Genomic DNA, 14,864 nt, shown 5'->3' on the forward strand with positions numbered 1-14,864 from the left:
GCACAGATGAGGCCGGTGATGTCCAGTGCCCGTACGCGTGAGGTACGCCACACCCCCTCACCCGCATGGCCGTCTGGCGGCGTGGCACACTGACCGTGTACCAGAAGCAGCGCACTCCGGGGTCGGTGAAAGTCCGAACCGGCGGTTACAGTCCGCGACCCGGTCGCCTCCAGCGACCGGTTGACCAGGTGAAATTCCTGGACCGACGGTTAAAGTCCGGATGGGAGGCAGTGCGCGGCGGGCGGGCATTCGTGCGCGCCGCCGTATCAGCCCGTCCGTTCGGACGGGCTCTGTTCGGCGTCGCCTGGTGTCCTCGCTTGCTCTGATCTGTCGTCATCGACAGGCCCCGGAGTCGTGCCCTAAGAGGCAGGAGGACCCGGGAAGTGTTCACCGGAATCGTCGAAGAGCTGGGTGAGATCACCGCCGCCGAGAACCTCGGCGACTCCTTCCGCTTCCGACTCCGCGGACCCGTCGTCACCGAAGGCGCCCGCCACGGTGACTCCATCGCCGTCAACGGCGTGTGTCTCACGGTCGTGGAGCACGAGGGCGACGAGTTCACCGCCGACGTCATGGCGGAGACCTTGAACCGCTCCAGCCTCGGCGCCCTCGCCGTCGGCTCCCGGGTCAACCTCGAACGTCCCACGGCCGTCGGCGCGCGCCTCGGCGGGCACATCGTGCAGGGTCATGTCGACGGCACCGGCACGATCCTCGCGCGCGAGCCCTCCGAGCACTGGGACCTGGTCACCGTCTCGCTCCCCGCGGACCTCTCGCGCTATGTGGTCGAGAAGGGCTCCATCACCGTCGACGGCGTCAGCCTCACGGTCGTGGAAGCCGCGGCCGACCGCTTCACCATCAGCCTCATCCCCACGACCCTCGCGCTGACCACACTCGGCGTCAAACAGCCCGGCGACCCGGTCAACCTCGAGGTCGACATCATCGCCAAGTACGTCGAGCGGCTGCTGACCAGCGAGGGAGCCACCCGGTGAGCTGGCTCAACTCCGAAGCCTTCACTCTGTTCGGCCAGCACATCAAGTGGTCGGACATGATCGGCAACATCATCGGTCTGGCCGGCCTCGCGTTCGGCTGGCGCCGCTCCCTGTGGAGCTGGCCCGTACAGTTCCTGTCCGGTGTCATCCTCTTCACCGCCTTCGCGTCGGCCCACCTCTCCGGCAGCGCGGGCAAGCAGATCGTCGTCATGGGCGTGGCCGTCTACGGCTGGTGGCGGTGGAGCCGCGGCACGGGGCGCACGAAGGACGGCCAGATCACCGTACGGTTCGCCACCTGGCGCGAGCGCGGCATCCTCGTGGGCGCCGCGGCCCTCGGCACGCTCGCCGTCGCGGGCCTGTTCACCGCGATCCCCACCCTGTCCTGGGACCCCTGGCCCGACGCCTACATATTCGTCGGCACCATCGTCGCGATGTACGCCCAGGCGCGCGGCATGGTCGAGTTCTGGTTCGCCTGGCTCCTGGTCGACGCCGTCGGCGTCCCCCTCAACTTCGCCAACGGCTTCGCCTTCTCCGGCTTCGTCTACATCCTCTACGGCGCACTCGTCCTGTGGGGCATGCGCGACTGGTGGCTGCGCTCGCGCACGGCAGAGCAGCGGCCCGCCCTGGAAGGAGTCCCGGCATGACCACAGCGCCGGTTCTGTACCGCACCGACCCCCTCGAGGAGTACACGCTCGACCCCGTCGAGCAGGCCATCGCCGACATCGCGGCCGGGCGACCGGTCGTGGTCGTCGACGACGAGGACCGCGAGAACGAGGGCGACCTCGTCATCGCCGCCGAGAAGGCGACCCCCGAGATCGTCGCCTTCATGATGAGCGAGTGCCGCGGCCTGATCTGCGCCCCCATGGAAGGCGACGAACTCGACCGCCTCCGGCTTCCGCAGATGGTCGAGCACAACACCGAGTCGATGCGCACCGCGTTCACCGTGTCCGTCGACGCGACCGGCGCCCACGGCGTGAGCACCGGTATCTCCGCGGCCGACCGCGCCACCACCCTGCGGCTGCTCGCCGGAGGGACCGCGGGCCCCGGCGACTTCGTCCGCCCCGGCCACATCTTCCCGCTGCGCGCCCGGCCCGGCGGCGTCCTCGTCCGCGACGGCCACACCGAGGCCGCCGTCGACCTCGCGCGGCTCGCCGGACTGCGCCCGGCCGGAGCGATCGTGGAGATCGCCGGTGCCGACGGCCGCATGCTGCGCCTGCCCGAGCTGATCCCGTTCGCCCGCGAGCACGGCCTGACGATCATCTCCATCGCGGACCTGATCGCCCACCGCCGGGCCACCGAGCCTCCGGTGCGCCGCGAGGCCGAGGTCCGACTTCCCACCGCCTTCGGCGAGTTCACGGCGTACGGCTATCGCTCCACCCGCGACGGCGTCGAGCACATCGCCCTCGTCCACGGCGAGATCGGCGACGGCGAGGACCTCCTGGTCCGCGTCCACTCCGAATGCCTCACCGGCGATGTCTTCCACTCCCTGCGCTGCGACTGCGGCCCCCAGTTGGAGGCCTCCCTGCGGCGGATCCAGGCCGAGGGCCGGGGCGCGGTCGTCTATCTGCGTGGCCACGAGGGCCGCGGCATCGGGCTGCTGTCCAAGCTGCGCGCGTACGAACTCCAGGAACGCGGCCACGACACGCTGGACGCCAACCTGGCGCTCGGTCTGCCCGCCGACGCCCGCGACTACGCGGCCGGTGCCCTGATCCTCCGCGATCTCGGCGTACGCGGGGTGCGGCTGCTGACCAACAACCCCGACAAGACCGACGCCCTGCACCGGCACGGCCTCAAGATCACCGGCCGGGAGCCCATGCCCGTACAGGCGGGCGAACACAACCTCCGCTACCTGCGCACCAAGCGGGACCGGATGGGCCACGACCTGCCCTGGCTGGACGCGACCGCCGGGTCCGCCCGCGCCGACCAGTAGCTGTTCGGCGAGCCGACGCCGACCAGCAGACGACCGCCGACCGACAACAGAACGCGACCGGCGAGACAACGCCGACCAGCAAGACAACGCCGACCGGCAAGAGAACACGGAGGAGACACGTGAGCGGCAAGGGTGCACCGGAGCTGTCCGTCCACAACGCGAGCGACCTGAGGGTCGCCGTCGTCGCGGCGCAGTGGCACGAGAAGGTGATGGACGGCCTGGTCGACGGAGCCCTGCGCGCCCTCGGCGAACTGGGCATCGACGAGCCGACCCTGCTGCGGGTCCCCGGCAGCTTCGAACTCCCGGTCGCCGCCAAGGTCCTCGCGGCCCGCGGCTACCACGCGATCGTCGCCCTCGGGGTCGTCATCCGCGGCGGCACCCCCCACTTCGACTACGTCTGCCAGGGCGTCACCCAGGGGCTGACCCAGGTGTCCGTCGAGTCCGGCGTCCCCGTCGGCTTCGGCGTGCTCACCTGCGACACGGAGGAGCAGGCGCTGGACCGCGCGGGTCTTCCGGGATCGTCCGAGGACAAGGGACACGAGGCGGTCACCGCGGCCGTGGCGACCGCCGCCACGCTCCGCTCGGTATCCGAACCCTGGCACTGAGGCGAGGACGAGAGCGCGTAGGGTTAGACCACCATGTCGAAGAAGACGTTCGAGGAGCTGTTCACCGAGCTCCAGCACAAGGCCGTCCACGGCGATCCCGCCACTTCCCGCACCGCAGAGCTGGTCGGCAAGGGCGTCCATGCCATCGGCAAGAAGATCGTCGAGGAGGCCGCCGAGGTGTGGATGGCCGCCGAGCACGAGGGCGAGGACGCCGCCGCGGAGGAGATCTCCCAGCTCCTGTACCACGTTCAGGTGATGATGGTCGCCCGAGGGATCTCCCTGGACGACGTCTACGCCCATCTCTGAGCCGCACCACGCCCCCTCAACCCAGCACGCACCGACACGAAGGAAGCCCCCCTCATGCTGCGCATCGCGGTCCCCAACAAGGGTTCACTGTCCGGCCCTGCGGCGGAGATGCTGCATGAGGCGGGCTACCAGCAGCGCCGGGAGTCCAAGGAACTGCGGATCGTCGACCCGGTCAACGAGGTCGAGTTCTTCTACCTCCGCCCCCGCGACATCGCGATCTACGTCTCCTCCGGCCGCCTCGACATCGGCATCACCGGCCGCGACCTGCTGATCGACTCCGGCGCCGGCGCCGAGGAGATCCTCTCGCTCGGCTTCGCCCGCTCCACCTTCCGCTTCGCCACCAAGCCCGGCACGGCGCAGGGCATCGAGGACCTCGCGGGCAAGACGGTCGCGACGTCCTACGAGGGCATCGTCGCCAAGCACCTCGCCGACCAGGGCATCGACGCCTCCGTCGTCCACCTCGACGGCGCCGTGGAGACGGCGATCGAGCTGGGGGTCGCCGAGATCATCGCGGACGTCGTGGAGACCGGCACCTCGCTGCGCAACGCGGGCCTCGAGGTCTTCGGCGAGCCGATCATGAAGTCCGAGGCCATCGTCGTCCGCCGTACCGGCGCCGACACCGAGGACCCCAAGGTGCAGCAGTTCCTGCGCCGCCTCCAGGGCGTCCTGGTGGCCCGTACGTACGTGATGATGGACTACGACTGCCGGGTCGAGCAGTTGGAGAAGGCCGTCGGGCTCACCCCGGGCCTGGAGTCCCCGACCGTCTCGCCGCTGCACAACGAGGGCTGGGTCGCCGTCCGGGCGATGGTCCCCGCCCGGGAAGCCCAGCGGATCATGGACGACCTGTACGAGATCGGCGCGCGAGCCATCCTGACCACGGCCATCCACGCCTGCCGCCTCTGAGAGCTCCCGAGAGACCGTACCGATGCCCGATCTGCCCAGCCTCCCCGTCACCTTCCGGCCGGGACGCACCCGCGCCGTGCTCCTCACCGTCGGCCTGGCGACGTTCGTGTCCATCACGACCATCGCGATGCTGCTGGAGGGGCTCAGCGCCGGAGAACGCCTCAGCTTCGTCTTCACGGCGGGCCTCTTCGCCGGTGTGCTGTTCCTGTTGGCCCGGCCCAAGGTCGTCGCCGACGAGAGCGGGATCACCGTGGTGAATATCACCAGCCACCGCCGTCTGGCCTGGGCGGAGATCATCCAGGTGAACCTGCGTCCGGGTGACCCCTGGGTGTTCCTCAACCTCAGCGACGGCACCAGCCTGCCCGCCCTGGGCATCCAGCCGGGCATCGCCAAGCAGCGCGCCATACAGGACGCCCGCGCGCTCCGAGACCTGGCCGAGGCCCGCTCCACGGCCGAGCCCGAGCGGCATCAGGGATGACTCAGGGCCGTCCACCCTGCCGCACATCCCGATGTCTTGATTAATCTGGAGAAGGAGGCACCTCCGTTGGGCCTCCACCCCTGCTGTTCCGCCCGGTGCTCAGGGGTTCCTGCTACCCGAGGAGTGACTCCCTCCGGCGATGGACGGATCGTCCTGTAGTACCTGCGCCGCCCCCTGCCGACATACCGCGGACCCGCTGCCCTCACCGGCAACGGTCCGCGATCACGCGGAGGCGGCGGCATCATGACCACCCCCTTGCTGCTCCTCGGAGCGGCGTTCCTGCTGATCCTGGCCAACGGCTTCTTCGTCGCGGCCGAGTTCGGACTCATCACGGTCGAGCGGGCCGACGCCGAGAAGGCGGCCGCCGCGGGCGACCGACGGGCCCGTACGGTCGTCGCCTCGCTCAAGGAGCTGTCCTTCCAGCTCTCCGGCACCCAGCTCGGCATCACCATCACCTCACTAGTCGTCGGCATGCTCGCCGAACCGGCCCTCGAGGGCCTGCTGCGCGAGCCCTTCCTCGCGATCGGCATCCCCGAGGGCGCCGTCTCGGGCATCGCCGTCGTCGTCGGCATGCTGTTCGCGTCGGCCGCCCAGATGGTGATCGGCGAACTCGTGCCCAAGAACTGGGCGGTGTCCCGGCCCCTCCAGGTGGCCCGCTTCGTCGCGGGGCCGCAGCACCTGTTCGCGCGGCTGTTCCGGCCCGTGATCGCGGCGCTCAACGCGGTCGCCGACCGGCTGGTGCGCGCCCTGGGCGTGGAGCCCGCCGAGGAACTCGCCTCCGCCCGTACCCCCGGCGAGCTGGTCTCGCTCGCCCGGCACTCGGCGCGGGCCGGAGCGCTGGAGCAGGACACGGCCGACCTGTTCGTCCGCACCCTGTCCCTGGCCGAGCTGACCGCCCAGCATGTGATGACCCCGCGCGTGAAGGTGAGCGCGCTCCAGTCCTCCGCCACCGCGGAGGACGTGGTCAACCTCACCCGCGCCACCGGTCTGTCCCGCTTCCCCGTCTACCGGGAGAAGATCGACGAAGTGATCGGCATGGTGTACCTCAAGAACGCCCTCGCGGTGCCCTCGCAGGAACGCCTGCGCACCCCCGTCGTCCGGATCGCCCAGGCACCGCTGCTCGTCCCGGAGACCCTGCCCGTGCAGCCCTTGCTGGAGCGGCTGCGCAGCGAGCAGCCCATCGCCGTCGTCGTCGACGAGTACGGCGGCACCGCGGGCGTCGTCACCCTGGAGGACATCGTCGAGGAACTGGTGGGCGAGGTGCGCGACGAGCACGACGGTCTCGACCTGCCCGAACTCGCCGTCGCGCCGCCCGAGGACGGGCGGCCCGCGTGGGACGCCGACGGCAGTTGCCGGGTCGACATCCTGCGCCGGATAGGCCTGGACGTCCCGGAAGGCCCGTACGAGACCGTGGCCGGACTCGTCGCCGATCTGCTCGGCCGGATCCCCGCCCGTGGGGACCGCGCCGAACTGCCGGGCTGGCGCCTCACGGTGCACGAGGTCGGGCACTACCGCGCCGAGCGGGTCAGGCTCGTCAAGCTCGCGGAGATCACCGTGCCGGCCGTGGAGGCGGCCCGATGAGCCTCCTGCAACTCCTGCTCGCCGCGCTGCTGGTGCTCGTCAACGGGTTCTTCGTCGGCGCCGAGTTCGCGCTCGTGTCCGTACGCCGCAGCCAGATCGAGCCCCTCAGGACCGCGCGAGCGCGGCAGGTGCTCTACGGTCTGGAGCGGCTGCCGCAGATGATGGCCGCGGCCCAGTTCGGCATCACCGTGTGCTCCCTGACGCTGGGCGCGGTCGCCGAGCCGACCGTGGCGCGCCTGCTGGAGCCGCTGTTCGCCGCCGTGCGCGTCCCCGACAAGATGGTTCACCCGCTCGGGTACGTGATCGCGCTCGCCGCGGTCGTGTTCTTCCATCTGGTCATCGGCGAGATGGTGCCGAAGAACCTGGCGATGGCGGCGCCGGAGAAGGTCTCCCTGTGGCTGAGTCCGGGCCTGGTGGCGTTCGCGCGACTGTGCCGGCCGGTGACGGTCGCGCTGAGCGCCTGCGCCCGGGTGATCCTCAAGCTGTTCCGGGTGGAGCCGAAGGACGAGGTCGAGGCGGTCTTCACCAGCGAACAGCTCAACCGGCTGGTGGAGGACTCCGGCCAGGCGGGGCTGCTCGACCCCGAGGAGCAGGAGCGGCTGGAGGACGCGCTGGAACTGGGCTCGCGCCCGGTGACGGACGTCCTGCTGGACCGGGACCTGCTGGTGACGGTGGAGCCCACGGTGACCCCCGCCCAGGTGGTGGCGCTCACCGCGCGCACCGGGTACTCCCGGTTCCCCGTGGTCGCCCCGGACGGAGCCTTCAAGGGCTACCTCCATGTGAAGGACGTCCTCGACATGGAGGACTCCGAGCGGGCGGTGCCGCCGCAGTTGTGGTGGCCGATGGCCACGCTCTCCGCGGACCTTCCGGCGGACGACGCGCTGACCGTGATGCGCCGCGCGGCCACGCATCTGGCGCAGGTCGCGGACGCCTCCGGGCGGGTGCTCGGCCTGGTCGCCCTGGAGGACGTACTGGAACTCCTGGTCGGCGAGGTCAGCGACCCGGCCCACCGGGAGGCCCCGCCACAGCCGCGCATGCCGGAGCAGCCGGAGCAACTGCGACAGCCCGAGCAGCAGGAACCGAAGGAAGCACCGGTACCGAGCTGACCGGCTGATCGATCGATCGGTTGACCGACCGGGGTCCTCCGTGCCGCACCGCGGGCACGGGGGACCCCGCGGCGTCTTACGGGCTGCTCACCAGCCCGGCGGATCCTGCGGCCCCCGCCCCGAGAGCACCTCGCCGTACGCCTGCATCAGATCGGGCAGCCGCAGCGTCGACAGGTCGTCCCGGGACGGTATGTGGGGATACCCCGTCAGCCGCAGATCCCGGTACGCGCAGCTCTTCTCGTACAGCGTCCGCAGGAACCGCCCGTTGCCCAGCTCGTCGATCCAGCCCTGGTCCACCACATGCCCGGCGATCGAGCGCAGCTCCTCCAGGGCCTCCTCGTCCCAGACGTCCCCGTTCTCCGCCGCCAGCACCTCGCCGATCGAGGTCAGTTCCAGTGGGCGGTACGAGGGGAAGTCGACCCGGGTGGTGAAGCGCGAGGACAGCCCGGGGTTGGCGGCCAGCAGCCGGTCCATCCCCTCGGGGTAGCCCGCGAGGATCACCACCAGATGGTCGCGGTTGTCCTCCGCCCGCTTCAGCAGCACCTGGAGGGCCTCGTCGCCGTACGCGTCGCCCTTGCCGTAGCCGGAGTTGGACAGCGAGTAGGCCTCGTCCACGAACAGCACACCGCCGATCGCCGAGTCGATCAGCTCGTTGGCCTTCACCGCGGTCTGCCCCAGGTACTCGCCGACCAGATCGGCCCGTTGGGCCTCCACGAGATGGTCGCCGCCGAGCAGGCCGAGCGCGTAGAAGACCCGGCCCAGAATGCGCGCCACGGTGGTCTTGCCGGTGCCCGAGGGGCCCGAGAAGACGAAGTGGCGCTTGGGCGGCTGCACGGGCAGGCCCTGCTCCGCCCGCAGCCGTGCCATGTTCAACTGGGCCGACAGCGCCCTGACTTGGCGTTTCACCGGCTCCAGGCCGACCATGCGCTCCAGCTCGGCCAGCGCCTCCTCCAGCAGGGCCGCGTCGGTCGGCCCGGCGGGCAGCGGCTGCGCCGGCGGTACGTCCTTCGCGCGCACGGCGTCGCTCTGCGCGGGCAGCGCGCCCGGCGGCGGTGGCTCGGGTTCGGGCTCGGAGAGCTTCACCTCCCGCCCCTCGGCGCCGAAGAGCGGATCGAGACCGTCGGGCCCGTCCAGGACGTCCCCGCCCCCGGCGAACGCCATCGCCGTGAGGTCGGTGGACTCGTCGTACCCGTCGCCCTCGGCGATCGCCGCGAGCCGTGCGGAGGTGTCCATGAACGCCGGGTCGACGCGGTGCACCGCGCGGTAGAGGGGCAGGGCGGCGGCCGAGCGGCCCGTGCCCTCGTGGGCCCGCGCCAACCAGTAGCGCAGTTCCTTGCGTTGGGGCTGTTCGCTGCGGCAGCGCATCAGGGCGGCGGAGAGCAGCGGCTCGGCCTGCCCGTACATCTCGAGGCGGACCCGGGCCATCCCGCCGAACAGCCCGACCTCGATGCCCAGCAGGGTGTCGTCGATCAGCGGATCGGTGTGCCGGACCAACTGCTCCCAGTCCTTGACCAGATAGGCCCGGCAGGCGTGCAGGAAGCGGACCTGGGGGTCGGTGTCCACGGGCGGCAGCCCGGCGAGCGCCCGGTCCAGTTCGGGGACATGGCGGCCGTCCAGCCAGTGCGAGGCGTGGGCGAGCAGCAGATCGCGCGGGCTCTCCAGCACCGGCTGCACCCACCAGCCCAGCCAGTACCAGGAGTTGAAGGCGCGCCGATGGCGGGCGCGCTGCTCCCCGAAGCGGTCGCGGTGGCGGAACATCCGCAGCAGCGCGGTCGTCGTGTCGACGCGCAGCGCGTGCAGCCCGAGCCAGCCGTCGGCCATCCCGGGATCCAGCCGGACCGCCGTGCGGAACTCCTCCTCCGCCTGCGGATAGGCGCCCATCGTGTAGGCGTCGACGCCTCGCAGCCAGGCGAGGTCGGCCGGGGCCTCGGGGCCCTGCGTGCCGAAGTCCATCACGTCCCCCACAAACCGTGACTCCGTTGGTTCACCGCCGGGTCCTCACCCGCCGACCGGAATGTTCGAACCGCCGTGCCGTGGAACGGAGTTGCTACGGTGCGCAGAGCAGTCGTCCGAAGGCCGCACCGAGAGGCATCGTACCTGCGGGAGAGGGGCGCGCCGTAGGGTGCGGCACGGGCTGATCGGCGAGAGCGGGGCGGGCGGCGCGCGCCGCGTGTGGTGACCGAGGGTGAACGAATCCGGCCGATCGGCGCCCGTGGAAGGCGACTTGGGCAGAACGAAGCCCCCGATCACGGGGGAACAACCGGGGGCTTCGTGTCTGTGGGCGGCTTCAGAAACCGCACATTGAGAACGTAAGTCCTGTACGGCCCCTGGGTCAAGCGGAGTTGAAGTACTCAAGGAAGTTCCCCCGCAAGGGTCTTCACACGTTCAGCACACCGCCGATGATCCGTCACGGTGAGTGAAATCGTGGTTCGGATCAACCGTCCCACCCGGCCCCGGCAGCACCTCGTACCCCATGGGTCCCTGGCGTACCAGAAGGTCGGCGAAGGGCCGGGACGGATCCTCGGCGAAGTGCGCGCGTTCCGCCGCGACCCAGCCGTCCCAGAAGGCGCGTTGCTCCTCGCCGTCGCGGTCCCGGCCGCGCCGCCAGGCCTCCTCGCACGGCAGATCCATCCACAACAGCCGTGCCAGATAGGGCCGCAGGGCCCGGCGGCCGGCGCCGACCCCCTCGATCAGGAGCACGGGAGCGGGCGCGAGCGCGCGGGCGGTGCCGAAGCGCCGGGTGCGCCAGTCGTAGGGGCGGTAGTGCGCGGTCTCGCCGCGCCCGAGGGGCTCGATCACCTCGCGCAGCAGCCGCTCCGTCCAGGCGAACAGCTCCTCGTGGGTGGCGATGTCGTCGAGCCGCAGCACGGGCGCGCCGCCGAGCGCCGTCGCCAACCGCCCGGCGAACGTGGACTTCCCGGACCCGGCGTGCCCGTCGACCCCGACGAGGCGGACCGGGCCGCACGACGGGGGCAGATGCCGCAGACGGGAAGCGAGGTCGTGAATGGTGTCGTCCTGAGGGAGGGAAGGGGGCGGGTGTCTCTCGAAGGAATCCTACGTGCTGGGTACCTCTGTACGGTCAGTGGTCGAGACCAATATTGGTGGACGCGCCGGGCGACGAAGTGCTGGCAGAAGTCCCGGGGCAGCGGCCATAGTTGGCGCACACTGTGACGTCTGAGCCGCCGCTTCCGGATACCTGGGGGTCACCACCGATGACCAGAGCTTCAGAGCCGTCCCGCAGAACCATCCTCGCCGCGGCGGTCGCCGTGGCCACCGTGGCCGGTGCCGCGGGCCCGGCCGCCGCGGCCTCCTCGGCCGCCCGGCCGACGAAAGCAGCCCCGAGCCTCGTGGACAACCGCGCCTGGACCTCGTACCCCGACTGGCGCTCCGGCACCGCGCATGGTGTCCGCGCCGTGCCCGGCCGCCGCCCCGGCGTGGTGATCGCCACCCCCGTCGGCCGTGTCGACTACACCGATCCGCACACCGGCAAGTCCGCCACCTGGGAGTACGCCACCTGGACGGCCCCGGCGCACCGGCTCGCCGTCCCCGCCACCGAGGTCATCGCGTCCTGGAACGCCGACACCCCGGCGGGCACCTGGATCCAGGTGGAGCTGAAGGGCACGTACTCCGACGGAACGGACACGCCCTGGTATGTGATGGGCCGCTGGGCGGCCGGTGACCAGGACATCCGGCGGACGTCGGTCGACGGTCAGTCCGACGGCAAGAGCAATGTCTGGACCGACACGTTCGCCATCGCCGACGCCGCCTCGGGCCTGCGCCTGGTCTCGTACCGCCTGCGCCTGACCCTCTACCGCAAGCCCGGCACCGAGCGCACGCCGACCGTGTGGCGGCTCGGCGCCATGGGCTCCGCCGTCCCCGACCGCTTCACCGTCCCGGCCTCCACCCCCGGCCTCGCCCGCGAGCTGACCGTCCCGCGCTACTCGCAGGAGATCCACAAGGGCCAGTACCCGGAGTACGACAACGGCGGCGAGGCCTGGTGCAGCCCCACCTCCTCGCAGATGATCGTCGAGTACTGGGGCCGGAAGCTCACCCCCGAGCAACTGTCCTGGGTCGACTCCTCGTACGCCGACCCGCAGGTCTGCCACGCGGCCCGCTTCACCTACGACTACCAGTACGAGGGCTGTGGCAACTGGCCGTTCAACGCGGCCTACGCGGCGACCTTCGAGGACCTCCAGGGCGTGGTCACGCGGCTGTCCTCGCTCGCCGACCTGGAGACGCTGATCGCGGCGGGCATCCCGGCCATAACGTCCCAGTCGTTCCTGAAGGAGGAGCTGACGGGCGCCGGGTACGGCACCTCGGGCCATCTGATGACCGTGATCGGCTTCACCCCCGAGGGTGATGTGATCGCCAACGACCCCGCCTCGCCCGGCGACGAGGCGGTGCGCCGTGTGTACCGGCGGCGCGAGTGGGAGAACATCTGGCTGCGCACCAAGCGGTACAACGCCTCCGGCGCGGTCGTCTCCGGCACGGGCGGCGTCTGCTACCTCTACTTCCCGGCTCAGCTCAGCGGGAGGCAGCGCAAGGCGCTGGCGGCGGTGGGCGTCCGCTGACGCCGTAGGTAGCGACCACATGCCGAGACCCCCGGGAGACCGGGGGTCTCGGCATGTCGGGGTACCCGCCTGGTCGCTGCCCCGTTCGGGCTAATGGTTCAGACCATTCAGGCGAGCGGGAATCTTCTGAAAGTAAGCGCTCGTTAACTGGTGACTCGCTGCCTCTGATCGGGCATACTCCAACCGCACAGCCGCTGGTCAGCCGCGTCCGAGACCCGGAGTGGGGAGCGTCGGCTGGGCCAGTGAGACCCGGCGGAGCCGCCCCACCGAAGCGCGAGTCCGCCGATGTGCCCGAGAGGGAGGAGAGCGTTGCCATGCCCGACCGCGCCCCGCAGCCGGTTGACCGACAACTGCCCACGGACGAGGCCCGAGAGCTGATCTCACTCGTCCGAGACATCGCGCAGCGCGAGATCGCCCCGAAGGCGGCCGAGGAGGAGGACGCCGGGATCTTCCCGCGCGAGGTCTTCCGCCTGCTCTCCGAGTCCGGCCTGCTCGGCCTGCCGTACGACTCCGAGTACGGCGGCGGGGACCAGCCCTACGAGGTCTACCTCCAGGTCCTCGAAGAGCTGGCCGCCGCCCGGCTCACCGTGGGCCTCGGCGTCAGCGTCCACACCCTGGCCTGTCACGGTCTGGCGTACTACGGCACCAAGGAGCAGCGGGCCGAGCATCTGCCCGCGATGCTCGGGGGCGGTCTGCTGGGCGCGTACTGCCTGTCCGAGGCCGCCTCCGGGTCGGACGCGGCGTCGCTGCGGACCCGAGCCGTCCGGGGCGACGACGGGCGCTGGACGCTCGACGGCAGCAAGTCCTGGATCACGCACGGCGGGATCGCGGACTTCTACACCCTGATGGCGCGCACCGGCCCCGAGGGCCCGCGCGGCATCACCGCGTTCCTGGTGCCCGGCGACATCGAGGGGCTCAGCAGCGCGGCGCCGGAGAAGAAGATGGGCATGAAGGGGTCGCCCACCGCGCAGGTCCACTTCGACGGCGTACGTCTCGGTGACGACCGCCGTCTCGGGGAGGAGGGGCAGGGCTTCGCGATCGCCCTGTCCGCGCTCGACTCCGGGCGCCTCGGTATCGCGGCGTGCGCCATCGGCGTGGCCCAGGCGGCGCTCGACGAGGCGGTCGCCTACGCCACCGGGCGGCAGCAGTTCGGGCGGCCGATCTCCGACTTCCAGGGGCTGCGCTTCATGCTCGCCGACATGGCGACCCAGATCGAGGCCGGGCGGGCGCTGTATCTGGCGGCGGCGCGGCTGCGTGACGCCGGTCTGCCGTTCGCCAAGCAGGCGGCCATGGCCAAGCTGCACTGCACCGACACGGTGATGCGGGTGACCACGGACGCCGTCCAGGTGCTCGGTGGGTACGGCTACACGGCGGACTTCCCGGTCGAGCGCTATATGCGCGAGGCCAAGGTCCTGCAGATCGTCGAGGGCACGAATCAGATCCAGCGCATGGTCATCGCCCGTCACCTCGCAGGACCCGAGACGCGCTGAACGGATCCAGGCCCGCCGTGAGCAGGCCCTGGCCGAACGGGGGCGCCATGAGCCGTACCCACTCCGGGTCGTGGCGCCCCGGCAGCGTACGTCCGCGATCGGCCCAGACCCGCATCAGCGCACGGTAGATGGGCGGGTCCTGATGCTGCGGCGGCGGAAGCGATACGGCCGGCGTCGGAACGAGCATCCAGCGTCGACGCCCGCTGTCTGTGGCGGTCATGCATGAACAACGCCGGGGCGCGGGCACAGGTCACCGCCGCCGGTCGTCGAGCGTGAGTTCCCGTTCCCACGGGCCGCGGAGGGAAGTGCGTACGGAGACGTACGCACGGAAGACGTACCGAAGGGGGCCTCAGGCGGCCAGACGCCGCATCGGGCGCGAACCCGGCCCGCCGACGTGCGAGAACGGCTGGGTCCGCCAGTTGAGCCCCTGAGGGAGCGTCAACAGCAGGGCCGTGCCCTGTTCCTGGGGCTTCGTGGACTCGTCCGCGGGCCGGGTGTCGGCCGCCGCGCGGCCCGTACCGGGGCAGACCGTGAGACCGAACGGGTTCCACGGCGAGGCGCACAGCGCGTGCTCGGGCAGGATGTCCTCGTCCGCCAGAAGAGCGATGGGCTGCGCGCAGTCCGGGCAGATCACCCGGTACATCTCGAAGGTGTCGTACGCGCCGAACTCGTCGTCGGCTTCGACGTCGTCCGGCTCGGGCTCGACAGCGGGCTGGAGCCGCTTGGGCGCGCCACGACCACGGCGCTTCAGACTCTGCATGGGATTCTCCCCCTCGGGCTGGGTCGAACAAGCCGCTTCGGCGTCGACCACAGCAAGCACTTCCCGTCCGGTCTCGGCGGTAATCACGAGTGCATCACGAAGCCGGTCCGGACGGTGTGGCGTTCATCACATACGGCTTGCGCATGTC

At 71.0% G+C, this 14,864-nt stretch carries 14 protein-coding genes and 1 riboswitch; of the genes, 11 read left to right on the forward strand and 3 right to left on the reverse strand.

The features are described 5' to 3' along the window. The first annotated feature begins 107 nt into the window (after positions 1-107). A riboswitch (FMN riboswitch) is annotated at positions 108-238 on the forward strand. Positions 239-383: 145 nt separating this feature from the next. The 9 genes from ACZ60T_RS26320 (at position 384) to ACZ60T_RS26360 (ending at position 7,895) form a co-directional block, all read left to right on the forward strand. Continuing rightward, complete coding sequence (locus ACZ60T_RS26320; RefSeq protein WP_252423502.1) at positions 384-986, forward strand: riboflavin synthase; 603 nt, start codon at positions 384-386, stop codon at positions 984-986. Continuing rightward, positions 983-1,630, forward strand: coding sequence for a nicotinamide mononucleotide transporter family protein (locus ACZ60T_RS26325; RefSeq protein WP_469668105.1), 648 nt, complete (start codon positions 983-985; stop codon positions 1,628-1,630). The genes ACZ60T_RS26320 and ACZ60T_RS26325 overlap by 4 nt, the downstream gene beginning before the upstream one ends. Beyond that, positions 1,627-2,916, forward strand: coding sequence for a bifunctional 3,4-dihydroxy-2-butanone-4-phosphate synthase/GTP cyclohydrolase II (locus ACZ60T_RS26330; protein WP_469668107.1), 1,290 nt, complete (start codon positions 1,627-1,629; stop codon positions 2,914-2,916). The genes ACZ60T_RS26325 and ACZ60T_RS26330 overlap by 4 nt, the downstream gene beginning before the upstream one ends. Before the next feature lie 119 nt (positions 2,917-3,035). Continuing rightward, the gene (gene ribH, locus ACZ60T_RS26335; protein WP_365631256.1) at positions 3,036-3,521 is read left to right on the forward strand and encodes a 6,7-dimethyl-8-ribityllumazine synthase; all 486 of its coding nucleotides are present in this window, start codon (positions 3,036-3,038) and stop codon (positions 3,519-3,521) included. A 33-nt stretch (positions 3,522-3,554) separates the two neighbouring features. Next, positions 3,555-3,827 carry a phosphoribosyl-ATP diphosphatase gene (locus ACZ60T_RS26340; RefSeq protein ID WP_365631258.1) on the forward strand — a complete coding sequence of 91 codons (273 nt, stop codon included), beginning with the start codon at positions 3,555-3,557 and terminating at the stop codon, positions 3,825-3,827. Between the two features lie 54 nt (positions 3,828-3,881). Continuing rightward, positions 3,882-4,730 carry an ATP phosphoribosyltransferase gene (hisG, locus tag ACZ60T_RS26345; RefSeq protein ID WP_365631260.1) on the forward strand — a complete coding sequence of 283 codons (849 nt, stop codon included), beginning with the start codon at positions 3,882-3,884 and terminating at the stop codon, positions 4,728-4,730. A gap of 22 nt (positions 4,731-4,752) precedes the next feature. Beyond that, positions 4,753-5,208: a PH domain-containing protein gene (locus ACZ60T_RS26350; RefSeq protein WP_469668109.1), complete on the forward strand. Its 456-nt coding sequence runs from the start codon at positions 4,753-4,755 to the stop codon at positions 5,206-5,208. Positions 5,209-5,451: 243 nt separating this feature from the next. Then, positions 5,452-6,789, forward strand: a complete 1,338-nt coding sequence (locus ACZ60T_RS26355; protein ID WP_365631264.1) for a hemolysin family protein — start codon at positions 5,452-5,454, stop codon at positions 6,787-6,789. Beyond that, positions 6,786-7,895, forward strand: a complete 1,110-nt coding sequence (locus tag ACZ60T_RS26360) for a hemolysin family protein (protein ID WP_469668111.1) — start codon at positions 6,786-6,788, stop codon at positions 7,893-7,895. The genes ACZ60T_RS26355 and ACZ60T_RS26360 overlap by 4 nt, the downstream gene beginning before the upstream one ends. 87 nt (positions 7,896-7,982) lie before the next feature. On the opposite strand, the gene ACZ60T_RS26365 is transcribed toward ACZ60T_RS26360, so the two are convergent. Together ACZ60T_RS26365 and ACZ60T_RS26370 are read right to left on the reverse strand one after the other, a co-directional pair. Continuing rightward, positions 7,983-9,848, reverse strand: coding sequence for an AAA family ATPase (locus tag ACZ60T_RS26365; protein ID WP_365631363.1), 1,866 nt, complete (start codon positions 9,846-9,848; stop codon positions 7,983-7,985). Between the two features lie 432 nt (positions 9,849-10,280). After that, positions 10,281-10,901 (reverse strand): uridine kinase family protein, encoded by a 621-nt coding sequence (locus ACZ60T_RS26370; protein WP_365631365.1) that lies wholly within the window; start codon positions 10,899-10,901, stop codon positions 10,281-10,283. Between the two features lie 206 nt (positions 10,902-11,107). Between ACZ60T_RS26370 and ACZ60T_RS26375 the strand changes: the two genes are divergently transcribed. Continuing rightward, positions 11,108-12,466, forward strand: a complete 1,359-nt coding sequence (locus ACZ60T_RS26375) for a peptidase C39 family protein (RefSeq protein WP_469668112.1) — start codon at positions 11,108-11,110, stop codon at positions 12,464-12,466. Between the two features lie 314 nt (positions 12,467-12,780). Continuing rightward, positions 12,781-13,956 (forward strand): acyl-CoA dehydrogenase family protein, encoded by a 1,176-nt coding sequence (locus ACZ60T_RS26380; RefSeq protein ID WP_469668113.1) that lies wholly within the window; start codon positions 12,781-12,783, stop codon positions 13,954-13,956. A 349-nt stretch (positions 13,957-14,305) separates the two neighbouring features. Here the strand turns inward: ACZ60T_RS26380 and ACZ60T_RS26385 are convergent, their stop codons facing one another. Next, a complete protein-coding gene (locus ACZ60T_RS26385) occupies positions 14,306-14,716 on the reverse strand; it encodes a hypothetical protein (protein ID WP_365631299.1) in 411 nt (136 codons plus the stop codon). Positions 14,717-14,864: the final 148 nt, after the last annotated feature.

The sequence above is a fragment of the Streptomyces sp. NPDC104371 genome (assembly GCF_055583785.1).

What these genes read in the sequence shown, in the direction of transcription:
- ACZ60T_RS26365 (WP_365631363.1), bottom strand. Translation starts at nt 9,848, where the DNA reads ATGGACTTCGGCACGCAGGGCCCCGAGGCCCCGGCCGACCTCGCCTGG.
- ACZ60T_RS26340 (WP_365631258.1), top strand. Translation starts at nt 3,555, where the DNA reads ATGTCGAAGAAGACGTTCGAGGAGCTGTTCACCGAGCTCCAGCACAAG.
- ACZ60T_RS26385 (WP_365631299.1), bottom strand. Translation starts at nt 14,716, where the DNA reads ATGCAGAGTCTGAAGCGCCGTGGTCGTGGCGCGCCCAAGCGGCTCCAG.
- ACZ60T_RS26330 (WP_469668107.1), top strand. Translation starts at nt 1,627, where the DNA reads ATGACCACAGCGCCGGTTCTGTACCGCACCGACCCCCTCGAGGAGTAC.
- ACZ60T_RS26350 (WP_469668109.1), top strand. Translation starts at nt 4,753, where the DNA reads ATGCCCGATCTGCCCAGCCTCCCCGTCACCTTCCGGCCGGGACGCACC.
- ACZ60T_RS26360 (WP_469668111.1), top strand. Translation starts at nt 6,786, where the DNA reads ATGAGCCTCCTGCAACTCCTGCTCGCCGCGCTGCTGGTGCTCGTCAAC.
- ACZ60T_RS26375 (WP_469668112.1), top strand. Translation starts at nt 11,108, where the DNA reads ATGACCAGAGCTTCAGAGCCGTCCCGCAGAACCATCCTCGCCGCGGCG.
- hisG (WP_365631260.1), top strand. Translation starts at nt 3,882, where the DNA reads ATGCTGCGCATCGCGGTCCCCAACAAGGGTTCACTGTCCGGCCCTGCG.
- ACZ60T_RS26380 (WP_469668113.1), top strand. Translation starts at nt 12,781, where the DNA reads ATGCCCGACCGCGCCCCGCAGCCGGTTGACCGACAACTGCCCACGGAC.
- ACZ60T_RS26355 (WP_365631264.1), top strand. Translation starts at nt 5,452, where the DNA reads ATGACCACCCCCTTGCTGCTCCTCGGAGCGGCGTTCCTGCTGATCCTG.